Source organism: Psychroserpens jangbogonensis (assembly GCF_000797465.1).
GTDB lineage: Bacteria > Bacteroidota > Bacteroidia > Flavobacteriales > Flavobacteriaceae > Psychroserpens > Psychroserpens jangbogonensis.
This window is the reverse complement of record NZ_JSWG01000010.1, coordinates 1-23,915: the sequence shown is the minus strand read 5'-3', so window position 1 is coordinate 23,915 and position 23,915 is coordinate 1. Positions and strand designations below refer to the sequence as shown.

18 protein-coding genes and 1 tRNA gene are annotated in these 23,915 nt (G+C 33.1%); 8 read left to right on the top strand and 11 right to left on the bottom strand.

Annotated features, from left to right (window positions below; all coding sequences use genetic code 11):
• Positions 1–2: 2 nt before the first annotated feature.
• The 5 genes from RH81_RS10865 to RH81_RS10845 all read right to left on the bottom strand — a co-directional run bounded on the left by RH81_RS10865 (position 3) and on the right by RH81_RS10845 (position 6,519).
• Complete coding sequence (locus RH81_RS10865; RefSeq protein ID WP_033960355.1) at positions 3–713, bottom strand: PepSY domain-containing protein; 711 nt, start codon at positions 711–713, stop codon at positions 3–5.
• 95 nt (positions 714–808) lie between these two features.
• On the bottom strand, positions 809–1,060 hold the full coding sequence (locus RH81_RS10860; RefSeq protein ID WP_033960354.1) for a heavy metal-binding domain-containing protein: 252 nt from the start codon (positions 1,058–1,060) through the stop codon (positions 809–811).
• Positions 1,061–1,072: 12 nt separating this feature from the next.
• Positions 1,073–2,290, bottom strand: coding sequence for a TolC family protein (locus tag RH81_RS10855; protein WP_033960421.1), 1,218 nt, complete (start codon positions 2,288–2,290; stop codon positions 1,073–1,075).
• Between the two features lies 1 nt (position 2,291).
• Positions 2,292–5,996, bottom strand: a complete 3,705-nt coding sequence (locus RH81_RS10850) for an efflux RND transporter permease subunit (RefSeq protein ID WP_033960353.1) — start codon at positions 5,994–5,996, stop codon at positions 2,292–2,294.
• A 109-nt stretch (positions 5,997–6,105) separates the two neighbouring features.
• On the bottom strand, positions 6,106–6,519 hold the full coding sequence (locus RH81_RS10845; RefSeq protein ID WP_241478984.1) for an HYC_CC_PP family protein: 414 nt from the start codon (positions 6,517–6,519) through the stop codon (positions 6,106–6,108).
• 195 nt (positions 6,520–6,714) lie between these two features.
• Between RH81_RS10845 and RH81_RS10840 the strand changes: the two genes are divergently transcribed.
• Together RH81_RS10840 and RH81_RS10835 are read left to right on the top strand one after the other, a co-directional pair.
• A complete protein-coding gene (locus RH81_RS10840) occupies positions 6,715–7,122 on the top strand; it encodes a DUF2452 domain-containing protein (RefSeq protein ID WP_033960352.1) in 408 nt (135 codons plus the stop codon).
• 3 nt (positions 7,123–7,125) lie between these two features.
• Positions 7,126–7,548: a hypothetical protein gene (locus tag RH81_RS10835; protein ID WP_033960351.1), complete on the top strand. Its 423-nt coding sequence runs from the start codon at positions 7,126–7,128 to the stop codon at positions 7,546–7,548.
• A gap of 114 nt (positions 7,549–7,662) precedes the next feature.
• Here the strand turns inward: RH81_RS10835 and RH81_RS10830 are convergent, their stop codons facing one another.
• Positions 7,663–7,848: a hypothetical protein gene (locus tag RH81_RS10830; RefSeq protein ID WP_033960350.1), complete on the bottom strand. Its 186-nt coding sequence runs from the start codon at positions 7,846–7,848 to the stop codon at positions 7,663–7,665.
• A 185-nt stretch (positions 7,849–8,033) separates the two neighbouring features.
• On the opposite strand from RH81_RS10830, the gene RH81_RS10825 reads away from it, so the two are divergent.
• The 4 genes from RH81_RS10825 to RH81_RS10810 all read left to right on the top strand — a co-directional run bounded on the left by RH81_RS10825 (position 8,034) and on the right by RH81_RS10810 (position 11,945).
• A complete protein-coding gene (locus RH81_RS10825; protein ID WP_033960349.1) occupies positions 8,034–8,813 on the top strand; it encodes a DUF3108 domain-containing protein in 780 nt (259 codons plus the stop codon).
• 6 nt (positions 8,814–8,819) lie between these two features.
• Positions 8,820–9,161 (top strand): membrane-associated sensor domain-containing protein, encoded by a 342-nt coding sequence (locus tag RH81_RS10820; protein WP_033960348.1) that lies wholly within the window; start codon positions 8,820–8,822, stop codon positions 9,159–9,161.
• Between the two features lie 116 nt (positions 9,162–9,277).
• Positions 9,278–10,315 (top strand): M28 family metallopeptidase, encoded by a 1,038-nt coding sequence (locus RH81_RS10815; RefSeq protein WP_033960347.1) that lies wholly within the window; start codon positions 9,278–9,280, stop codon positions 10,313–10,315.
• Positions 10,316–10,403: 88 nt separating this feature from the next.
• Positions 10,404–11,945: a M28 family peptidase gene (locus RH81_RS10810; RefSeq protein ID WP_033960346.1), complete on the top strand. Its 1,542-nt coding sequence runs from the start codon at positions 10,404–10,406 to the stop codon at positions 11,943–11,945.
• A 139-nt stretch (positions 11,946–12,084) separates the two neighbouring features.
• Here RH81_RS10810 and RH81_RS10805 read toward each other — a convergent pair.
• A tRNA-His gene (locus RH81_RS10805) sits at positions 12,085–12,160 on the bottom strand.
• A 134-nt stretch (positions 12,161–12,294) separates the two neighbouring features.
• Positions 12,295–13,011 carry a bacillithiol biosynthesis deacetylase BshB1 gene (bshB1, locus tag RH81_RS10800; RefSeq protein ID WP_033960345.1) on the bottom strand — a complete coding sequence of 239 codons (717 nt, stop codon included), beginning with the start codon at positions 13,009–13,011 and terminating at the stop codon, positions 12,295–12,297.
• A gap of 295 nt (positions 13,012–13,306) precedes the next feature.
• On the opposite strand from bshB1, the gene RH81_RS10795 reads away from it, so the two are divergent.
• On the top strand, positions 13,307–15,145 hold the full coding sequence (locus RH81_RS10795) for an SLC13 family permease (RefSeq protein WP_241478983.1): 1,839 nt from the start codon (positions 13,307–13,309) through the stop codon (positions 15,143–15,145).
• A 38-nt stretch (positions 15,146–15,183) separates the two neighbouring features.
• The gene (gene pckA / locus RH81_RS10790) at positions 15,184–16,794 is read left to right on the top strand and encodes a phosphoenolpyruvate carboxykinase (ATP) (protein ID WP_033960343.1); all 1,611 of its coding nucleotides are present in this window, start codon (positions 15,184–15,186) and stop codon (positions 16,792–16,794) included.
• 61 nt (positions 16,795–16,855) lie between these two features.
• Here pckA and rlmF read toward each other — a convergent pair whose 3' ends face one another.
• The 3 genes from rlmF to RH81_RS10775 all read right to left on the bottom strand — a co-directional run.
• Positions 16,856–17,743: a 23S rRNA (adenine(1618)-N(6))-methyltransferase RlmF gene (gene rlmF / locus RH81_RS10785; protein ID WP_081988292.1), complete on the bottom strand. Its 888-nt coding sequence runs from the start codon at positions 17,741–17,743 to the stop codon at positions 16,856–16,858.
• Positions 17,736–18,902 carry a trans-sulfuration enzyme family protein gene (locus RH81_RS10780; protein ID WP_033960342.1) on the bottom strand — a complete coding sequence of 389 codons (1,167 nt, stop codon included), beginning with the start codon at positions 18,900–18,902 and terminating at the stop codon, positions 17,736–17,738. The genes rlmF and RH81_RS10780 overlap by 8 nt, the downstream gene beginning before the upstream one ends.
• 86 nt (positions 18,903–18,988) lie before the next feature.
• Positions 18,989–23,915 (bottom strand): LamG-like jellyroll fold domain-containing protein (locus RH81_RS10775; protein ID WP_033960341.1); only part of this gene is annotated, 4,927 nt, incomplete at its 5' end.

Below are 23,915 nucleotides of genomic sequence, written 5' to 3'. Positions count from 1 at the left end.
TCTTATTTTTTATTTCGTTTTAATAATTTTCTAACAGAAGGTGATGATGTAAACCATAGTAAAAACCCACTTAATACAGTAATTAAACCTAATAGGGAAAAGACTCTTAGTACTATTGTATTAAAGTCATCCCTTCCTTCATAATCCATTGTATGTGTCATCCATAAAAAATCAAACCAACGCCAATCGCGATGTCTTACTGTTTGAAACTTTCCATCTTTAATTGATATATAGGCTTTAAGAGCTTCATCAGATTCATAAGAAATCACAAATGCAGGCAACAGTTTTTCTCTATACTCATGATGTTTTCCTGTTTCATTAATCAGCTCTATAGATTCTACCTCTAAGTCATTTTTTATATTGAGTTTTGCTATATACAAAGCTTCGTCTTTTGTAATATTAATTTTTAAATCCCCATCGATGGCACTGTATAATTGTTCATTATTAATCCAATAGTATGGCAAATTATTAATGTCTCTCAATTCAATAATATTGACACCTTTTGAAACATTAAGCTCTGAAGGACTAATGAGGTCGTTAAATGCTTTAGGTTGATATTCCAAATTTTTAAAATGGTCTCCGTGAATATCATCAATATCTGTCCAACTAAAATATAAACCACTAATAGTCCAAAACAGAAATTGAATTCCTATAAACAAACCTAAATAACGGTGTGTTTTTCTAATTTTTAATGCGGTGTGTCTATTTACCATAATTTATATATTTTAAAATTCAGAACGATTATTAATGACTTATAGAATGTAGCAACATTATATTTAAAGCAGTATAAATGTTGCTACATTATTAATTAATGTTCATGACCGTTTGCGTTATGATCTTCATTTTTCACATAATCCATTCCGCAATTTGGACATTCACCCTCGGCATCGCTTCCACTGTCTTCACAATGCATAGGACATAGATACGCAGAATCGTGTTCTTTCTTTTCTACCTTTTCAGTTTTAGTAGTTACTTCCTCTTTTTTAGCATCTTTACATGATACTACCGAAAGCATTAATCCTAATACTAATACTCCTAAAATTGTTTTTACTGTTTTCATTTTAATTGAATTTTAATTTGTTAAATAGTTAATAATTGTTGATTGTAAATAATAAGTTCTTATAGATTCTATTTGATTGATTTGAAATTTTAATTTTAATTCTTGAATATCGAGCACGTCATTAAAATCAATCGTTCCTGTTTCGTAGCTTTTTACTAAAATAGTTTCTGCGTCTTTTGCCTGTTTTAAATTCTTTACTTGTGTGTTATAGCTTATCCTTGCTGAATTACTGTTTTTTACAGCTTTATCAAGTAGCGTTTCTAATCGATTTAGTTTGTCTTGCTTTTGAGCATTTATTTCATTTTGCTGTAATTTGTTTTGTTTTGTTTTCGATTTGTATGCATTATTGAAAATCGGAATTGAAACACTAACCATTGGCATAACAATATCTTTTCCGTTATCACTAAAATTCATATTTGGTCTTTCAGAAACAGCGATGTAATCCAATCCAAATCCTAACATTGGATTCCTTTCCTTTTGGTTCAGTAATTCAGATTTCTCAACTGACTTGTATAGCTTGTCATACTTCAATAATTCAGGATGTAAGACTAAATTTTCTGAATTAATTAGTGCACTTTCAGAAGGCATTGTTAATTCATCATCAATAGAAACTTCAATGTCTTTTTCTCTATTTAATAATTTATTCAGTACGGTTTGTTCCCCTAAATAATCTTGTTCTAAAACTTGTTTTAATTGCTCTATTTCATTTTGTCTCATCTGTAATCGCAACACATCTACTGCTGATGCTTTACCAGTCTCAACAGAGGTTAAGGCTAATTCTTCATAGGTTTTAAGTAACGCTATGTTTTCATCTAATACAGTTTGTTTATCTTTTAATGCATATAAATTATAATAGGACTGCGATATGGATGCAACTAATTTTCTTTTTGAAATAGCCACATCTTCATAAACAGCATCTGCCAAAGAATTTCTATAGTTTTCTCTTGCTGTTATTGAGCCAAATGAGGGCAGCATTTGTTGAGTGGAAATTTTAAAACGTTGCGCTCCTGTTCGTGTTTCAGGCTCACTCACAAAATAACCAATACCTATTTGAGTATTAGGAAGTGTATTTGCTTCGTTTACTTTTTCTTGCGCAACTTGATACTTCAATTCAAAGATTTGAATTTCAGGATTGCTTACTAATCCTTCTTCAATTAATATCTCTAATTGCTGTGCATTAGAAATATTGAAACTCAAAACACCAAATAGTATAAAAAATAGTTTCTTCATTTTAATTCTTTTTAAGTTGTATTTCTTGTTTCCAACTGTATAAAACAGGAACAACAAATAAGGTTATTAAAGCGATCAACATCCCACCAAAACTGGGTATAGCCATAGGAATCATTATATCACTCCCACGACCAGTTGAGGTTAATACAGGCAGTAATGCTAAAATGGTTGTAGCTGTTGTCATTAGGCAAGGTCGAATACGTTTTTCTCCCGCTTCAACAATCGATGCTCTAATCCCTTTTTTATTTGTGGGTTTATTTCTATCAAATGTTTGTTTTAGGTAAGTAGCCATAACAACGCCATCATCTGTAGCAATGCCAAACAAGGCAATAAAACCAACCCAGACAGCAACGCTTAAATTAATAGTGTGCATCTGAAATAACTCTCGCAGGTTTTCGCCAAAGAAGTTGATGTTTAAAAACCAATCTTGACCATATAACCAAATCATTATAAAACCTCCTGCAAATGCTACTGCAATACCAGTAAAGACCATTAATGAAGTTGCTACGGAACGAAATTGAAAGTATAGGATAAAAAAGATGATTAGTAGTGCTAATGGCACAACAATCGATAATGTTTTTTCTGCTCTAATTTGATTCTCATAAGTTCCTGTAAATTGGTAATTAATTCCTTTTGGAACAATTAATTCTCCTGAATCTATTTTTGATTGAATTAACGCTTGCGCATTTTCAACAACACCGACCTCCGCATAATCATTCAACTTATCAAACAACACGTAGCCAATCAAAAAAGTATCTTCACTTTTAATGACTTGCGCACCTTGTTCGTATTTAATAGTGACTAACTCTCCCAAAGGAATCGGACTTCCTTTCTCAACAGGAACATAAATATTTTTTAAATCTGTTGGATTGGCTCTTAATTCTCTTGGGTAACGAACACGAACACCATAACGCTCTCGACCTTCAACCGTTTGTGTTATTTCCATGCCACCAACAGCAACTTTTAAAACATCTTGAACATCTTGTATAGAAATACCATAACGTCCAATCTTTTCTCTGTCGATATCGATTAGCAAATAGGGTTTGCCTACAATTCTATCGGCAAATACTGCTTCGGTTTTAACCCCTTCAACTTGTTTTAAAATAGTTTCTAGTTGCAAACCAAAGGCTTCAATTTGTTTTAAATCTTGACCCTTTACCTTTATTCCCATTGGCGCACGCATACCAGTTTGAAGCATTACTAATCGTGTTTCAATAGGTTGTAATTTTGGTGCTGAGGTAACGCCTGGCAATTTTGTTACACGTACAATTTCATTCCATATATCGTTTGCAGATTTTATCTGTGGTCGCCAATTTCTGTAAAATTCCCCATCACTATCTTCTATAAGTTCTATTGCTGTTATTTCGGACTTTATAACTGCCTCTTTAGAATTATTAGGGTTTCCTATGTATGCTCCACTTTTTAATTCAAATAGACCATTGTTATTCGTTTTGTAGCGTTGTCGCTCTCCTTCTTCATTTAGCATATATTCAGACTTATACTGAATTAAGTTTTCATACATTGATAAAGGCGCTGGATCTAATGAAGATTCTACTCGACCTGCTTTACCAACTACAGTTTTAATTTCAGGAATACTTGCTACTGCCATATCCAACTGTTGTAGAACACGCTTGTTCTCTTTAACTCCTGAATGTGGCATTGATGTAGGCATAAGTAGAAAAGAACCTTCATTGAGTGAAGGCATAAACTCTTTGCCTGTATTTTTCATAATGAAAAAGCCTGCAATAACTATCGCTGTCGGTATTGATAAAAACAAGAGTTTATTATCTAAACACCATCTTAAAATGCGTGTATAGTACTTTCTGAACAAAGTAAAAACACCTAATAATCCGAAACAAATAACACTTACAAAAATGAGATTCCAAAAAATGCTTTTATCTACACCTAATGGCCGCCAATACTCTGCTAAAAGGAATATAATCGCTAAAACAGAAATTATGATATTAATATAATTTGCTTGCTTTTCAGTAATTTTTTGTTGCAATTTTAAAATGGATGAAACTCCAAATGCAATTAGAATAACTCCAAGCCAATACCCATAAAAAATTGCTACTATTCCTAATAAGATTAGAAGACTATTGATTAGAAATTTTGACACCTTTTTGATACTTCTTTTTTGGAATAAAAACGAAGCAAAAGGCGGAATTAAAAACAAAGCAACAATAATGGAAGCTGTTAAAGCAAAGGTCTTTGTGAAAGCTAAAGGTCTAAACAATTTCCCTTCTGCCCCAATCATTGTGAATACAGGAATAAAGCTAATTATGGTTGTTAAAACGGCCGTAATGATTGCTCCAGAAACTTCGGTTGTAGCATTGTAAACAACTTCATTTACAGATAGTTTTTCTTTGTTCTCTTCTAAATGCCTAATAATGTTTTCGGATAGAATAACGCCAACATCAACCATCGTTCCGATAGCAATAGCAATTCCAGATAGTGCCACAATATTAGCATCTACACCAAAGAGTTTCATCGCTATGAATACCATTAAAACAGCAACAGGAAGCAAGCCAGAAATGAGAATAGAAGCACGAAGATTAAACATCATAATAATGATGACTAAAATGGTGATTAATATTTCTAATGTCAACGCTTCGTTGAGTGTTCCTAATGTTTCTTTAATCAGTTCTGATCTATCGTAAAAAGGTACTATTGTTAGTTGTGATGTACGACCATCTTTCAACACTTTCGAAGGCAATCCTGCACTTAACTCATTAATTTTTGATTTTACATTATTAATGACTTCCAATGGATTCGCTCCATATCTCGAAACGACCACACCACCAACAACTTCTGCGCCTTCTTTGTCTAAAATTCCACGTCTTACTTTTGGAGCAAGTGTCACTTTAGCAATATCTTTTATTTTAATCGATGTGAAATCTTCAGAAGTAACAACAGCATTTTCGATGTCTGAAATAGATTTTATATAACCTAATCCTCTTACTAAATATTCTGCTTGGTTTATCTCGATAGTTTGAGCTCCAATATCTTTATTACTTTCTTTTACTGCTTTTACAATTTGGTGCAAACCAATATTGTATTGCCGCATTAATTCAGGGTTTACATCCACTTGATATTCTTGAACATAACCTCCTATAGAAGCAACTTCTGAAACTCCACTTGCAGATGAAAGCGCGTATTTCACGTAGTAATCTTGAACACTTCGAATTTCATGCAAATCCCAACCACCTGTTACATTATTATTCTCATCACGACCTTCAATAGTATACCAAAATATTTGCCCTAATCCTGTGGCATCTGAACCTAAGGATGGATTGACCTCATCAGGTAGTAAATTGTTAGGTAAAGAATTTAGCTTTTCGAGTATTCTGCTTCTGCTCCAATAGAAATCTACATCTTCATCAAAAATGATATAGATACTTGAAAAGCCAAACATTGAAGAACTTCGAATAGTTTTAACTCCTGAAATTCCAAGTAATGATGTTGTTAGAGGATATGTAATTTGATCTTCAATATCTTGTGGCGAACGACCATCCCATTTAGTAAATACGATTTGTTGATTTTCGCCTATGTCAGGAATAGCATCCACTGGAACAGGATTGCTTGGTAAAAAACCTGTTTCCCAATTGAATGGAGCATTAACAGTTCCCCATCCTATAAAAAGAGCAAGTAATAGGACAGCTACGAGTTTATTTTCTATTAAAAATTTGATGCTTTTATTTAGCATTTGCTTTGAATATTATACAGTTAGACATTGGCGTTTGAAAAACACCGAACACAGCAAATTATCCTTATGACATTAAAGTCAATGGATAACACAGTCTATTGTTTAAAAATCAAATTAAATAGGTCTCGTCAATCTTGAAGATTTGCCTTATGACGAGTGGTGGTTCGTATTCTTCGTAAGAAGATATATTATTTTCTAAACCTTCAAAAAGGTTAATATAAGCGTAAACAAATGAAGCTATAAATACTTGTTGCTCGTAAGAAGTTTTGTCAACTTGTAGTTTTAATTCGTCTTGACCATCAACTACTAATTGCTCGTCGCTACAGCAATTCTTTTTTGTAATTGCACAACCTTCGGTAGAAGGTTTTTGCATTTCCATTCCACAACCTTTTGCTTTATGAAAAACAGCAGTCTCTACCAAAATTTCTCCACAATAATGCATATTTACTGTAAACGACATTGTAGAGAATAACACTACAAAAGTCATTACAATTGACATTATTTTATGGATAATCTGTTTCATACTTATATACAAAGGTATGAAATTTTAGTTTTAAGCGTTTTTACTTAACAAAAGTTTAAACACTCAACTATGATTAAGACTAAGTTTTTTACTTAACTTAATAGCCGTTTTATAAGACTATAAAATATAATAAATTCTATATTTTATATTCAATCTCTTACTTAGGTGGTTTATCTTTACTAAAAAAGACGAACCATGTCTCAAGATAAAAAACCTGATCAAGTTGTATTTAATGAAGTGTCGCAAAATTATGATGCTGCACTCAAACCTTATGGCACAAATGTAGGTGCACCAGCTATAAAAATCACAGATAATACGACTTGGAAAAACAAAAACATTTATAAAGCCAATAAACAAATTCAGGCGAAATACTTAGAGCTTAAAGCAGAATATGACAAAATGATGCAAGAGCTAGAGTATAATAATTTGGTGTATAGCGCACGTTATAGTTTTGAACCTATTATAGGAGATACTTATCATTTATACAGAGACAAAAACAGTGACCCTTTTTTATCAATTATATCGCCTAACGAATGTAATTTTGATCATGTAGGTAGTTTTTATTTGAATAGCGAACAACTCTGGAAAAAAATAGAAGAGTAATTTATGACCTCAACAATTGCAAGACTGCTTATAGATTTTGGTTTAGTCATCCTGATTTGGATGATTCAGCTCATGGTCTACCCTAGTTTTAAACACTTTTCAAATGATGAACTTCTAAAGTGGCATAAAAAATACACCTTCAGAATAGCTTGTATGGTTATTCCTCTAATGCTTGTACAGTTATTTATTTATGGATATCAAGTATTGAAATTTCAAACGACATATCATATTCTCGGAATTGGAATTGTGTTATTGATATGGGTTATCACATTATTGAAATTTGTTCCTATTCATACTGAAATTTTGAACAATACACACACAAGCAAAACCTTAACAAAGCTAGTGCGTAAAAACTGGGACCGAACAGGTCTATGGACTGTTTTATTAATCTTAAGTATTCTTGAGTTTGTTTACAGAACACATTAGTAAACAATTAATAATTACCTGTCTTGATCAATTTTGTTGTAAGTCCGTATAACTACAATTGCCCAAATCACCACACAAATTGAAACAATTCCAGAAAACCATAAAACTATATCGTTAGCGTCCATTTGTGATTAGTTTTATAAAGATTATAACACCTAAAAGTGTTGGTGCCCAAAGACCTATGAAAATGGCATGAAGGTGATCACCAGTAAGAAATAGATATTCAGCAACTATAATAATCAATGCACATAACAACAACATGAATGTGTTTGATGGTCCTATTTTTTTAAAGAAATTCATTAAATGAGGGTTAGTTTTAAAAGACTAAGTTACCAAAAAATTAACAGATTTTACTTACAGGTGAATTTTCCTGAAATAATTTCAATCATAACCACTTCATAATACAAATTTCCATATCTGAAATTTCAGTCTTACATTTGGCACAATAAATGTTTAATGAAACGTTATTAAACAAAACCTAACTCATGAGATACCTTATACTAATAATTTCGCTTTTTGTTTCAACAATTAGTAGTGCTCAAAATACATCTATTGGAGCAAACGAAAAGCTTACATTCAGTGCTTCTTACAATATGTCTGGTTTGCTAACAGAACTAGCGGAAGTTACTATGGAAACCAGCGAAGTGAAGACTTCTACATCTACATTATTAAGATTAAAATGTACAGCTGCTACCTATAGTAAATGGGATAGTTTTTTTAAGATAAGAGATTTATATGAAAGCTATGTGAGTCCGAAAAGTTTAAGACCATATCTTTATAAAAGAGATATTAATGAAGGTGGTTATGAAAAATTTATGCAGTATAAATTCAAGCGTAAAACAAACACCGTTGAAAGTATAAAGCGAAAAAAAAGAAGTGATGGTAGTACTTGGGAAGAGAAAAAGAAAATTAAGATTAGTTCAACGACAAAAGACTTAGTATCTACAATTTATAATATTAGAAATCTTGATATTCATAAGGCAACACCTGGTGACAGTGAAGTATTTAAAGTTGTTTTTGACAATGAAGAGTTTTCACTAAACGTCAAGTATCTTAACAAAGAAACAATTAACACAAATCTAGGGCGAAAAGAATGTTATAAACTGGCTATTTCAATTAACAATAGTACTGTACTTAAAGGTAATAACGACAACCTACTTTGGTTAACTGCCGATGCTAATAAAATTCCTGTATACGCGAAATTTAAAATCCCAGTTGGCAGTGGCGAACTTAAAATTAAATCAGCAACTGGTTTAAAAAACTAAATACTTATGAAAAAGTTAGTTATTATATTAGGATTCATTTCTGCAGTTTTAGCTGTAGTTCTTGCAGTTACACCTTTATTTAAAATTGCTTTTATTCCGGGCGTTGCAGCCTTGATTTTAGGAGTTGTAGCGATATATTTTTCTAAAGAAAAACAAGGTTCAAAAAAAACAATTCAACTCATTTTTTTGTTAACCATTATTGCATTAGCACTAACCACATACAAATCCGTTTTTGATACGGTTGAAGTTGGTAACACTGAAGAATTAATTGAAAAAGAAAATGAGTCTCAAGAAGACGCTATTGAAGAGCTTGAAGGACTAGAAATAGACGAGTCAGACTTCGAATAGTTTTATTTTAAAATTAAACAAGATCAAAACTTCTATATTCTCTTTTTTTTCATTTTATTTGATTGAAAATTAGAGCCATATCTATAAATCTCAATTTTTAAATAGAAATTCAATACATGAAAGTCCTCATAGTTGCATCTGCATTAACCCTCGTTGGATCTTGCGCTACACCAAGTCATACTGATAAACTGCAGAACATTAAAGATAGTATCGTTTTTACAGATGCTAACATCATTAACAAATATGCAAATACCATTACATCGGCAGAGCTGAATACTCATGTATATAAATTTTCTTCTGATGATTTTCAAGGTCGCAAGACTGGTGAACTTGGTCATCACAAAGCTTCAAATTATTTAAAAGAATACTATATAAAAGAAGAGGTTGCATCGCCTTTAGGCACTGATAATTACTATCAAAATGTTCCTGAATCATATTTTACAGATGGTATAAAAAGCTCTTCAAATGTGATTGCATACATTAAAGGTTCAGAATATCCTGATGAAGTATTAATCATTTCTGCACATTCAGATCATGAAGGTTATACTGAAGATGCTATATACAATGGCGCAGACGATAACGGATCAGGCACTGCTGCTCTACTCGAAATGGCTCAAGCTTTTAAAAAAGCAGAACTTGAAGGTTTTGGTCCCAAACGAAGTATTGTTTTTTTACACCTAACTGGAGAAGAAGTTGATTTAACTGGTTCTAGATATTATACAGAACATCCTGTGTTTCCATTGCATAATACCATTGCAAATCTTAATATAGATATGATTGGCCGAATAGATGATTCACATGAAGATAATCCAAATTACATTTACGTAATTGGTTCAGACAGATTAAGTACAGAATTGCATTATATTTCTGAATCTGCAAATGAAAATTTCACGAAACTTGAATTAGATTATCGTCTAAATAGTGATAGTGATCCCAACCAATACTACAGTAGATCTGATCATTATAACTTTGCTCAAAATGGCATACCAGTGATTTTTTATTTTAGTGGTACACACGATGATTATCATGAACCTACAGATACTGCAGAAAAAATCAACTACCCATTATTGCAAAAACGTACCAAACTTATTTTTACTACTGCTTGGTATATTGCTAACAACGAAAAACGTATTGAAGTCGATCAAGATTCATAGTCCTAGTTAAAGTTTGTTAAAGATCAATCATATGAAATTCTAACCTCTCAGATTTTCGTAATATCGCATAATAAACACTAAAACAATTATGAAAAAGAATGTACTCCACTTCGTTCTAGGCTTATTGGTTATGTCTTGCGCTAAAGAAGTAGCTGATCCAAAAGTTTATGGTGATTCAATTACATCAAACGATCTCAAAGAATTACTATACAAGTTTGCTTCAGATGAATTTGAAGGTCGTGAAACTGGCGAACCTGGTCACGATATGGCGACTCAATACTTAAAAGAAAAATATATAAGTATGGAGATTTCTTCTCCATATGAAAACAACGCTTATTTACAAGAAGTTCCTTTAGAACGTCAAAAACTTCCAGAAGTTAACATGACAATAAACGGAAAGAAAGCAACTATTTATGATGATTTCATTCCTTCTAAAAATGTAAACATCAATTCATTAAGCGTAAATCAAATTGTATATGCCGGCTATGGAATAGATGCTGACAACTATTCAGATTATAAAAATCTAGATGTTAAAGATAAAATTGTAGTTATCAAATCTGGAGAGCCAATAAATGCAGATAGCACATATATTACTTCTGGCACAAAGGAAGAATCCCAATGGACATCTGGCAGAAGAGCGAGAAACTTAAAAATTGAGTGTGCAAGTAAGCGAGGTGCTAAAGCTGTATTTGTAATGAATAACTCCACTCATAATTACTTCGCAAAACGTTATTCGAAAATGATTGAATCAGAATATGAAGGTTCAATAAGATCAGCTGCTAATGATGATGACACGTTCAACTTTATTATTAGTCTAGCATTCGCTAAGCAATTAGTACATGATATAGACACAAATGATACGCCTAAAATTGTGGACGTTAACATTGAGTTGTCTATTAAAAAGAATTTTGAAACATTCAATTCTCATAATGTAGTCGCATTTATTAAAGGAGAAGAAAAACCTGATGAAATCGTGGTGATTTCAGCACACCTTGATCATCTAGGAATTGAAGATGGAGAGATAAGTAATGGTGCTGATGATGACGGCTCAGGAACCGTTGCTATGCTAGAAATAGCTCAAGCATTTAAAGATGCTATTAAAGATGGTTATAGTCCAAAAAGATCCATTTTATTCTTGCATTTAACTGCTGAAGAAAAAGGACTTCAAGGTTCAAAATATTATACAGATTCCAACCCTATTTTCCCATTAGAAAACACGGTAGCCAATCTTAATATTGACATGATTGGACGTGTAGATGCCCTACATGAAAACGACAGGAACTATATCTATGTTATTGGTTCAGATATGTTGAGTACGGAACTTTTCGATATTAGTGAAACCGCAAACAAAACATACACCAACATCAATTTAGATTATAGGTATAGTAACAAAACAGATCCTAATCAATACTATTACAGATCTGATCACTATAATTTTGCGAAAAATAATATTCCTGTGGCCTTTTATTTTAATGGCAAACACGATGATTATCATAAGGTAACAGATACACCAGACAAAATTGAATACGATTTACTAGAGAAAAGAGCCCGTCTTGTTTTTTATACAGCTTGGGAATTGGTTAATCGAGAACATAGAATTATTGTTGATGGGGCTGAAAAGAACATCTAAATTCTTTTTAAGAGGAATTTTCATGAATTTCCTGCACATTATTCACTAACGCAAAACGCTACTTTAATAAGTAGCGTTTTTTTTATTTCATTGAAGACCACAAAAAAAGCTTCTCATTTCTGAGAAGCTTTGTAATTCTGGGTGGAAGACCGGGTTCGAACCGGCGACTTTCGGTACCACAAACCGACGCTCTAACCAGCTGAGCTACAACCACCATATTTATTTTATTTAAACTCCGAAAAGTTTTCCAAAAGGGATGCTCTAATCAGCTGAAATAGAGCCACCATTTAAATTGGACTGCAAATGTAAATTATTTCACAGTTACAACAAAGAGTTTTTTTTAAAATTATTACTTCAAATCAAACAAACTTTCTACAGAAACATAACGCTCTACAGTAAAGCCTTCAGCATACTCTGCTCCTACTAAGCGTCCTAAGTCTCTTGCTCTGTATTTTATACTATCTGTAAAATTTTTACTTGAAATAGGTGTTTGGGCTTCTTTACTATTGGGATCATAAAACTGAGTTTTATAGGCTAATACAGATTTCATTTTGGTATCTATAAAACCTGAAACATCAACGGTTAATTCTGGTTCTAAATTTTTCCATTGTATATAATGATATACTTGTTTAGGTCTCCATTGTTTTTGTTGGTTTCCATCAAATTCGGTTTCTATTTTTAATAGTCCACTTAAAAAGCAAGCATCACTTACCAATTTACTGCCTTTCCCATGATCAATATGTCTATCATCAATAGCATTACATAATACAATCTCTGGCTGATACTTACGTATCATTTTAATAACCTCTAATTGATGCTTTTTATCATTTATAAAGAAACCATCTGCAAATGCTAAGTTCTCCCTTACTGCAACACCTAAAATTTTGGCAGCATCACTCGCTTCTTGATCTCTTGTTTCTGCAGTGCCTCGAGTACCTAATTCACCTCGTGTTAAATCAACAATTCCAACTTTTTTCCCGTTGGCTACTTCTTTAGCAATGGTCGCACCACAACCTAATTCTACATCATCTGGATGCGCTCCAAAAGCGAGTATATCTAATTTCATCTAAAAAATATTTAAAAACTAATAACCTCAACTGACGACTATTTAGGATCTCTCCAATAAAACATCAAATTCCAAATTATAAATAAATCAAAAATAACTTAAAAAACAAAGCTACTATTTATAAGTCAATACTACTCACTCGTTTTCGTAAATGTTTTCTGCAATATTCTCATGAAAACATAAGCAATTTCGCAAAAGTATAGTCCATGGTTATTCCATGACATAAGTCATATAAAATAGTCGATATTACCAATAACTTTATACTATAAAAATAAGGTAACTCATTATGTATCTCATGCTTATCATATTAATAGTCACAATTACTCTTTTTGTTTGGGGCAAATTCACTCCAGACATAATAGCATTATTATCTATGATAAGTTTATTCCTTTTTGGAATATTAGATCTTAATGAAACACTAAGTGGATTTAGTAATCCAACGGTCATAATGATTGCTGCACTATTTATTATAGGTGAAGGTCTATCTCAAACAGGCTGGACAGCTGTAGCTGGTGAAAAATTCATGAAGCTCGCTGGAAAAAGCACAACACGATTACTGTTAATCACAACCCTTGGTTCAGGAGTTTTATCTGGAGTTGTAAGTAATACTGGTACAGTGGCAACTATGATGCCTGTAACTATCGCATCAGCTTGGAAAATTGGTACAATGCCATCTAAATTATTAATGCCAGTTGCATTTGGTTCTAATACTGGCGGACTTTTAACTTTAACTGGGACTCCTCCAAATATTATTGTAAATAATACAATGATAGAAAGTGGATTAGAAGGGTTCTCCTTTTTTGAATTTGCACTTATTGGTATCCCTTTATTAATAATCACACTACTCTACTTTAGATTCATTGGTTATAGACTGCTACCAAACAATAAAACAAATAACAAACCAGTTGACATCAGTACGACCCTACACAAATGGATTGAAGCTTATAAAGTTGATGATGATTATTATCGACTTAGAGTGAGATCTGTTTCTCCGCTTTTAAACACGACACTTGGTGACTGGAATTTTGAAACAGAACATAATGTATCCATTCTAAGAATCAAGCGTAGACACCCAAATCGAATAAAAGGAAATGATCCATTTATTGAATTCCCTACGAACGGTACAGAATTCATGTATCACGATATCATTACTGTAAAAGGTGACACCGAAGCTATAAATACAATAATGATTAAATTCAGATTAGGATTATTACCATTGGAACCTATAGCAGATGAACTTCGAAACAATCTTATTAATCAAGAGGTTGGTATGTCTGAAGTAATTGTAACTCCAAAATCTGTGTTGGTCGGAAGAAAAATACGTTTAGGGAATTTCTTTAAACGGTTCGGAGTTCAATTAATGGCAGCCTCACGTAATAATGTACCATTTACTGAACGTGAAATTAAAGTAAAAGCTGGTGACGCATTTCTAATTAGAGGGATTTGGAGTGATATTGAACAATTAAAAGAGCATCATGAAAACTTAGTTATTTGTGGAAGTCCTGAAGGAATGGCAAAAACAGTTACAAACATCACTACAAAATCATACATAGCTCTATTTGCATTGTTATTAATGATTGTGTTATTAGTATTTAAACTCGTACCTGGAGCAATTGCAGCACTTATTTCTGCTGGTATCGTTCTCCTTTTTGGCTGTGTTCCTATTTCAAAAGCTTACAAAGGTATAAGTTGGATTAGTGTTATAATGATCGCAGCAATGATTCCAATGGGATTAGCATTACAAAAAACAGGTACTGCAGATTTAATTGCAAATGGTTTGGTTGATTCGTTGGGTAGTTTACATCCAATCGTATTACTTGCTGGAGTTTTTCTACTAACAACAACCTTTAGTCAAGTCATTAATAATTCCGCTACTGCTGTACTTATGGCACCAATAGTTATAATTTCTGCTAGCACACTTAATATGTCTGCAGCTCCTTTTATGATAGCAGTTGCAATTAGCGCATCTACCGCATTTCTAACACCAGTTGGAACAACAACAAATGCTATGGTAATGACAGCAGGAGGCTATAAATTTTCAGATTATTTTAAAGTTGGATTCCCGTTACTTATACTTTTTCTAACAACAACATTAATACTAGTGCCATTAATTTGGCCATTTTATAAAATTTAAATTATTTATCATAGAAAACACTTTTAAAACCAAATATTATGAAAACAAGAGATCTTACAAAATACGGCTTAAAAGACACAAATGCGCATTGGAATCTTTCTCCAGAAGAATTGCAACGTATAACTGTTGAAAAAGGCATGGGAAAGGAAACAACGAATGGAACACTAGCTCTTAATACCGGAAAATTCACGGGACGTTCTCCTCAAGACCGTTTTCTAGTTAAAGACAATTATACTACAGATAAGGTATGGTGGGGAAAAACAAACAAACCAATTTCAGCTGAAAACTTTGATATTTTACAAACAGAAATCGAAAAATACTTAAGTGGAAAAGAGATTTATGTAAGAGACGGTTATGTTTGTGCAGATCCAGAATTTAAAATGAATGTTAGAACTGTTACAGAATATCCTTGGTCTAACATGTTTGTTTATAATATGTTTTTGAGACCTGATGCATCTGAACTTGAAAATTTTGAAGAAGAATGGTTAGTACTTTGTGCTCCAGGATACGAATGTCCAGAACCAGCAAAACATGGTTTAAGACAAGGCAATTTTTCAATTTTAAACTTTACAAAAAAAATAGCACTTGTAGGAGGTTCAGCTTATACTGGTGAAATAAAAAAAGGTATATTTTCAGCCTTAAATTTCATCTTACCTGTTGAAAAAAATGTATTACCAATGCACTGCTCTGCTAATGTAGGAGAAGATGGTGACACTGCTATTTTCTTCGGATTATCAGGAACTGGTAAAACAACACTTTCTGCAGATCCAAATCGTAAACTTATTGGAGATGATGAACATGGTTGGACGGCAGATAATAACATCTTCAACTTTGAAGGCGGTTGTTATGCAAAAGTGATCGATTTAACTGAAGAAAAAGAACCAGACATTTATAGAGCAATTAAACCTGGTGCCATCTTAGAAAATGTAATTTTTAAAGATGATGGAGATATTGATTATATGGACAGTAGTATTACTCAAAACACACGTGTAAGCTATCCAATTTATCATATTGACAATATCCAAGAACCTTCATTTGCTGGCAATCCAACAAACATTTTCTTCTTGACTTGTGATGCATTTGGAGTATTACCTCCTGTTTCAAAATTAACGCCTGGACAAGCAGCTTACCATTTTATTTCTGGATATACAGCAAAAGTTGCTGGTACAGAAGCTGGAATAACTGAACCCGTTCCTTCATTCTCAGCTTGTTTTGGAGAACCATTTATGCCCTTGCATCCAACAGTATATGCTGAAATGCTAAGTAAAAAGATGCAAGATGCTGGTGTTAACGTTTGGCTTATAAACACTGGATGGAGCGGTGGACCTTATGGTGTTGGATCACGTATAAAACTTAAATACACAAGAGCAATGATTACTTCTATTTTAGAAGGAAAACTTGAAAATGCAGAATTTGAACAACATCCTATTTTTGGTTTATTTATGCCTAAAGAATGTGATGGTGTACCAACAGATTTATTAGACCCAATAAATACTTGGTTACAAAAAGGAGCTTACATAAGTAAGGCTATTCAATTAGCGCATTCTTTCCATCTAAACTTTGAAAAGTTTGTAAATCAAGCTTCACCACAAATCATTGAAGGCGGACCATTAATTGATGAGCATCATCACCTAAATGATCACGTATAGATTATAATAATTTAAAGGAAAAGAGGTTGGTTATTTCAAACATGAAATAACCAACCTCTTTTTAATTCCAATCCTTTTGTTGTTCTTCAGTTAAAAAAGTCCAAGCCACGACTCTACTGATTTTGTTACCTAAAGAGATCTGCAGAATTTTAAAGTCAGTCGCTCCAAGTTTTTTTAATGATGATTCCATACTTAAAACGTGTTGCGTTTTAGAGACCAAACAGGTATACCAAAAACAATTTGTTTTTAGAAGTGAACTTTGATATAAGTAATTATGTACAAAGGCCTTCTCTCCTCCTGGATACCACAATTCTTTTGCTGTTCCACTAAAATTACGAACAACTTTATCCGTTTGCTTTCCTAATCCTTTTTGTTTGAGCAGAGTCTTTTCATTGGCTTCTTCTTCATCTTTATAGAATGGTGGATTACACATAGCAGCACTCACCTTATCTTGAGATTTTAAAATTCCAGTGAGGATATTTTGTTCATTATCTTGATAACGTAATGTTACGGAGTTACTTAACTTGTTTTTATTTATTATTTTTTCCGCAGACTTCATTGCTTGCGTGTCAATTTCAGAAGCGATAAAATTCCAACCGTATTCTGCTTGTCCTAATAGTGGATATATACATGTGGCTCCTGTGCCAATATCTAATACTGTAATGTTTTCTTTAACTCCTGAACGCTTTAGCAAAGCATTTAATAAATGAATATACTCCACACGACCTGGAATAGGAGGACATAAATTCGCATCGGGAAATTCCCAATAGTCAATTCTGTAATGCTGCTTCAATAATGCTGTATTTAAGGCTTTGACGGCTTTAGGCTTAGCGAAATCAATGGTAACGTTTCCATAGGTATTAGTAAACACGAATTCTTCCAATTTCGGAAAAACCTTAACTAAGACATCAAAATCGTAACCTTTAGAATGTTTGTTGTTTTTATGCAAAAGATGCTGTTTTAGTACTATTAATTGCTTGTGCAATATCGCTCTTTAAATCTTTAAAAGTTTCAATTCCTACTGAAAATCTGATTAACTTATTACTAATCCCTACAGTATCTCGTTCGTCTTGAGTTAGAAGTGCATGTGAGGTTTCAGAAGGCAGCAACATCGTACTTTCAACACCAGCTAAACTCATGGATGATTTTATCAAATTGAGTTGATTTTGAAAAGCCATTGCATCAATTCCTTCTATTAGTTCAAATGACATCATTGCACCAAAATCGTGCATTTGAGACTTCGCCAAATTATGTTCAGGGTGGTTTTTTAAACCAGGATAATTGACTTTAGCAATATGGTCATGTTTATCTAAATACTTAGCCAATTTTCTAGCATTTTTTGTCTGAGCTTTTACTCGCAATCCTAGAGTTTTCATACTACGTTCTAACATCCAAACGGTAAAATCACTTAAGCTTCCTCCTAAATTTTTACCAACATTCCAGATTCGTTCAATATCTTCTTTTGAACCTGCAACTGCTCCAGCCAAAATATCACTATGACCTCCCAAATATTTAGTTGCTGAATGCATAACGAGGTTAATTCCAAAGTCTATTGGGTTTTGATTTATCGGACTAGCAAATGTATTATCTATAGAAGACACAATTCCTTTAGCTCTCGCCAAATCAGCAACAGCTTTAATATCAGTTATGGTTAGTAATGGATTTGAAGGCGTTTCAATATGAATTAGTTTTGTATTTGGTTGAATAGCAGCCTCAAAATCTGAAACGTGATAACCATTAGTAAACGTAAACTCAATTCCGTATTTTGGAAGTTCTTCTTTAATAAAGTTACTTGCTCCACCATACAAGGTGTTTTGAACAACCAAATGATCTCCTTTTTGGAGAAAAGCTAAAAACATATGACTTATAGCTGCCATTCCGCTCGCGAAGATAAGAGCATCTTCAGCATTTTCTAGAGCTGCAATCTTTTTAACTAAATGTTCTTGATTAGGTGTATTAAAATAACGAGGATACCGCTTAACATCTACATTATCGAACTCATATGACGTCGATAAGTATATTGGAGAAATGGCTCCTTTAAACTGCTTGTCTTTAATTTCACCTACATGGGTGCATATGGTATTAAGTCCTAATTTTTTCTTTGACATAATAGTATAAATTATAGATACTAAAATTACAAAAAAGAATATGAATTTGGTTAAAACTAATTGAAGTCAATGCACTTCATTCAGAATCAATTTTTAATTACAACTTTGGTGTTATAGGTTGAATTATTAGTGTGAACTTTAATTATATAAGCTCCTACTGAAACCTGTTTTACAGGAATTCTTATGGCTGAATCTGTTATATATTTATTAGGTGTATTCCAACTTTGAATCTCTTGTCCTAATAAATTAATCAAGCTTATTGTCTGTATTTCTGAAACATTTAATGTTTTCACATAAATCTCTTGAGTAGAATTTAAATAATTAATTATAGTTTGACTTTGAATCTCCTCATTAGTAGACAACGTATCTTCTGAAGTAAACGTTACATAAAAACGACCTAAATAGTTATTTGCATCAAGTGTAATTTGAAATGCTTCAGAATTGATATTAAAATAATTACTTGTTAAAGCATCATAAATAAACACATCAATATCATCGTTAAAGTTTTCAAGACCTTTAAGTGAAATTTCATAAGCTCCAGCAGTAGTAACATACATATTTAAAGGATACTGTTTATCCAAATCAAAATCTCCTACACCTTGAGTAGAAAAATCTCCTTCATCAATATTCCAGAACATGTCATTAGTAAATGCAGCATCAGAATTTTCAGCATCATATCCATAATCAAAACCATCACTAGCTTGATTATTTGGTACAAACGCAAGTAATAAAGGCCTTACAGCTCCTTCTATAGTTTTAAAATCTATTCGTACTCGTTGAATTTCAGGATTAGGATCCTCTTGAGACGCACTAGTATTAGGATTACTTGATCTAATAAACTGTGAATTTGAGATGTTCTCTCTAACAAATACACGTTGACTGTTCTTAAATTGAATTGATCCACCAATAGCACTCGAGGTTACAAAGAAACCTTGACCTACAGGAATGTATTGACCTGGTAACTTGGTTGGTGTTCCATTTCCACTCACTAAAGGAGGAGAAACTGCAGGATTTCCTCCTGACAGATTATAAGTGGCATAACCACCTTCATAGTCTTCTAAAACATGTGTGAAATTAGATATATAATGTTCCCAGAAATATAAAGTCCCATCAGTACTTTGAGAAGAACCAGGATTTCCGGATGCTCCTTGAAGGTTGTCTTTAATAAATTGATTTGCATCTAAAGCAGATGCATAAGGATTTCCAACTAAGGCTTGATTTCCAACCGTAACTGGTGTTGAAATAGTTCCATTATTAGGTTTGCCAACAAACACATAATTTTGAACATCTACAATAGGATTTCCTGCACCACTTCCTTTCATTGTAAAGCCTAATCCTGTATTTAAATTATCTGATTCAATAAGGGCTCTCCAAGCTGCATAAACATCCTCAGGATAATTTTCATAAGCATACAACCATCTATTTGATTGTGTTATCGCTGTAGTAGATCCGTCAGCGTTTGCACTTGCAGTCCATTGCAAATCTAACGGATTTGCTGAATTGGTCCCATCTTTTAAAATAGTTGCTATACTATAAGGTGTATTATTTGAAGATGAGTTTATAGGATTAACAGGCGAACTCCAATAATTATAATTAAATAGGTTAGTTGTGCCTTGTTGATCACGTTCTAATTTACCTGAACTAGTAGCATCTAAAACACTACCTTCATCTTGAAGTAATTGTGATTCTCCAAATAAATCAATATCGCCATCTAATTTCAAATAGTGGGTCACTCTTAAAGCTTGTCCATTATTTGTTTCATTTTGTATTAAAAAAGGGTTTGTAATTTTCAATTCTTTCGATGCTGTATCTGAAATTAAACCCAATACAGTAATATCTTTATCCCCTGAACTAATGTTATGTGAAATTCTTACAATATTCCAATCTATAGAGGTTCCGCCATCAATACCTAAACTATTTGGTGCATCCCAAACATTAAAATGTGTCCATGTATCGTCTATTGCCCACTTTTGATCATCAATTCTAGACGTATATGGTAAAGGTGCTGTGTCAGATTGACTAGAATTCATATTTCTCAATTGCCCTCTAACATTTCCAGCATTAGGTGAAAGGTAACCACAATTAACGTCCATTCGGTAATAACCGTCTAGGTTAGTCCAAACTAATCCTGCGATATCTAAGGGAACAACTTCTCCTCTAACCGCTGTGTTATTCTTAATCTCTTGATTCATCATTTGATGAATTTGAGTCGTTGTTAATGCTGTATTCCAGATTCTAAGTTCATCTATCCAACCATTAAAATATTTAACTGGCTTATGAGTTGCATTTCCTGTTTGATCCATAGCACCAATTAAACTTTTCATTGTATTTGTGGATGGTGCTGATCCAGATATGGCATTACTTACTTCTATACCATCAACGTACAATCTATAAGTACCATTAGAATTTGTCACTGCAATATGATACCATCTATTAGTGGTAAGAGGATAGGTAGACTTAATAATTCCAGAAGAATTCCATCTAAATTGTAAAACGCTTCCAAACAATCTTAAATCATAACCTGTAGACAAATCATTAGCATTTCTCTTTGAAAAGATAGTGCTGGCTCCTGATAAAGATTCTGGTTTCACCCAAACTTCAATACTAAATTGATTAGAAAGATCATAGTTGTCTTCAAAAGTGATATAATCATTCGTTCCATCAAAATCTATTGTAGGACAACTTTCAATAGTAACTATAATAGTATCTGAACAACCTACGGTTGGTATTGTCCATGTTACTTCGTATGATCCTGGCTCTGCAGTAAATTTCGATCTAGGACTAGAAAGGTCTGAAAAATCATAGCTGCTACCACATCCATTAATAGGCACGGCAGACCAAACTCCAGCTTCTTCTGTCCCTAAATAGGTACCAGTTGTAAATATTGTTGGATCAGAAACACCATTACTAATATTCTGTGCTGCAGTCAAGTCATTATCATAAGCATTCAAACTCACCTCCTCACCACATTCACCTATAATCTGTGTTATATTTTCTCCTGCATAAGCTAAAGAAGCATTTACGCTAATAAACTCTGTTCCTTCTGGTCCATCAGATCGACAACCATTAATTAGAGATGTCACACCATAAGTTTGAACGCCAGGTGTCACTGGACTTATTGTTGTAGTAGAACCAGAAGTTACAACAGTTCCTGTTCCATCTTCCCATTCAATAACTTCGTCAATAGGTGCATCAGGAATTACAATATTATCCATCGCCCAAGCACTACCATTATTCCCATTAAATGTCCATTTTATTCGTAAACCTGTCAGTCCAATATAATTTAATAAATCGATAGATACAGGATGATCTACCATCGTAGATTCTGTATTGTTACATTGTCCATTAAATCCTAAATCAATAAAGCCAGTATTACTTGGACCTGTATAATTATATGCTGCGCCTGGATCTAAAGTGATAGGATAAGTTGCTCCACCATCTAAAGATAATTCCACTCTACACCAAGCACCATTGGTCAAATAATAAGCTTGATCAAACTCTAATGCAGCAGTAGATAATCCTAACGTATTAAAAATCGGAGTTTCTAAGGTCGTTGCATAACCCAAATTACCATGAGTTATAGCAAATTTCGTGTTATCAGAAACATCATAACATCTTCCTTGAAACTTTTTAGGTCCATTTGTTCCTTTCCATTTTGTTGGGCTTGTATTATTTCCTCCAGCAGAGAATGATGCTGAACCATCGACTAACCAACCAAGTGTGTTTAAATTTGCTTCATTGAAGTCTCCTCCTTCTTGTATAGCTGAATTGACACCAAATGAACTTTCTGCCACAACTGTAATATCTTCACCCAAACAAGTAGTAAAAGTATCTGGACCAATAATTGTTGGTGGAACATCTGGTGGTATAACTACTACATAAATTATTGTAGATTTTGCTTGACATGAGCCAATTTGAATTACTGCTCTTATTAAGGTTGTTTCTAAAATATTTGGATAATAATAAGTCGTCGTCGTATTTGCAACAGTTGTCCATGTAAGACCTCCATTTAATGAAAATTCCCAATAAGCTACATTTCCTGTATGTCCTGTTAAATTAATTGTAGCATTCTGTGGTGCATCTGGACAGGCAGTAACCTCAACTAAATTATCCTCATCTGCAATGGTTTGATTATTATTTAAATAACCCAAAATTGTTCCTCCAGTAATATTCGGACTTGTAACTGTAACAGTAGATGTGCAAATAGCACTATTTCCATTCCCATCATCAACTGTCAATACAATAATATTAGAGCCAATATTAGTACAATCGAACATACTTTGTGACAATGAGAAATTTACAGTACCACAATTATCTGTTGAACCATTATCAATTTGAGCACTTGTAATTGTGGCAATTCCTGTAGTATCATCTAATTGAACTGTAATATCTTGACATAATGGAATTGGATCTATTGTATCATTAATAACAACATTTTGTACGACATTAATAGAGTTTCCGTTGCCATCATCAAAATTCCATGTTATAGCAAAAGCGCCTTGTGTAGTATAGACTAAAGCATCTGAAGTGGTTCCTGTAATAGTTCCCGAACATATATCTGTAGTCGTTGGAACAGGAACTGTTGCAGAGCACTGACCTGTAATAATTGGTAAAGTAATGGCTGTGGGACCAGATATGTCATCAATAATTACATTCTGTATTTGTGTGCTTATATTTCCGTTTCCATCATCATAAGTCCAAGTCACAACCGTTGTTGTTCCTTCTCCTGATATTGGTAAACTTGCATTGTTCGTTACTAAAACTGTTCCACCACAATTATCTGTCGCTGTTGGTGCCGTTAAACTACTCACCTCACATTCTGCAGTAACATTGGATAAACTTGCTACATCTGCAACAGGCGCAGTGATATCATCAATAATTACATTCTGTGTCTGTGTGCTTGTATTTCCGTTTCCATCGTCATAAGTCCAAGTCACAACTGTTGTTGTTCCTTCTCCTGATATTGGTAAACTTGCATTGTTCGTTACTAAAACTGTTCCGCCACAATTATCT

What these genes read in the sequence shown, in the direction of transcription:
- RH81_RS10825 (WP_033960349.1), top strand. Translation starts at nt 8,034, where the DNA reads ATGAGATACCTTATACTAATAATTTCGCTTTTTGTTTCAACAATTAGT.
- RH81_RS10850 (WP_033960353.1), bottom strand. Translation starts at nt 5,996, where the DNA reads ATGCTAAATAAAAGCATCAAATTTTTAATAGAAAATAAACTCGTAGCT.
- RH81_RS10820 (WP_033960348.1), top strand. Translation starts at nt 8,820, where the DNA reads ATGAAAAAGTTAGTTATTATATTAGGATTCATTTCTGCAGTTTTAGCT.
- RH81_RS10780 (WP_033960342.1), bottom strand. Translation starts at nt 18,902, where the DNA reads ATGTCAAAGAAAAAATTAGGACTTAATACCATATGCACCCATGTAGGT.
- RH81_RS10795 (WP_241478983.1), top strand. Translation starts at nt 13,307, where the DNA reads ATGCTTATCATATTAATAGTCACAATTACTCTTTTTGTTTGGGGCAAA.
- bshB1 (WP_033960345.1), bottom strand. Translation starts at nt 13,011, where the DNA reads ATGAAATTAGATATACTCGCTTTTGGAGCGCATCCAGATGATGTAGAA.
- pckA (WP_033960343.1), top strand. Translation starts at nt 15,184, where the DNA reads ATGAAAACAAGAGATCTTACAAAATACGGCTTAAAAGACACAAATGCG.
- RH81_RS10835 (WP_033960351.1), top strand. Translation starts at nt 7,126, where the DNA reads ATGACCTCAACAATTGCAAGACTGCTTATAGATTTTGGTTTAGTCATC.
- RH81_RS10810 (WP_033960346.1), top strand. Translation starts at nt 10,404, where the DNA reads ATGAAAAAGAATGTACTCCACTTCGTTCTAGGCTTATTGGTTATGTCT.
- RH81_RS10830 (WP_033960350.1), bottom strand. Translation starts at nt 7,848, where the DNA reads ATGAATTTCTTTAAAAAAATAGGACCATCAAACACATTCATGTTGTTG.
- RH81_RS10860 (WP_033960354.1), bottom strand. Translation starts at nt 1,060, where the DNA reads ATGAAAACAGTAAAAACAATTTTAGGAGTATTAGTATTAGGATTAATG.
- RH81_RS10845 (WP_241478984.1), bottom strand. Translation starts at nt 6,519, where the DNA reads ATGAAACAGATTATCCATAAAATAATGTCAATTGTAATGACTTTTGTA.
- RH81_RS10865 (WP_033960355.1), bottom strand. Translation starts at nt 713, where the DNA reads ATGGTAAATAGACACACCGCATTAAAAATTAGAAAAACACACCGTTAT.
- RH81_RS10815 (WP_033960347.1), top strand. Translation starts at nt 9,278, where the DNA reads ATGAAAGTCCTCATAGTTGCATCTGCATTAACCCTCGTTGGATCTTGC.
- RH81_RS10855 (WP_033960421.1), bottom strand. Translation starts at nt 2,290, where the DNA reads ATGAAGAAACTATTTTTTATACTATTTGGTGTTTTGAGTTTCAATATT.
- RH81_RS10840 (WP_033960352.1), top strand. Translation starts at nt 6,715, where the DNA reads ATGTCTCAAGATAAAAAACCTGATCAAGTTGTATTTAATGAAGTGTCG.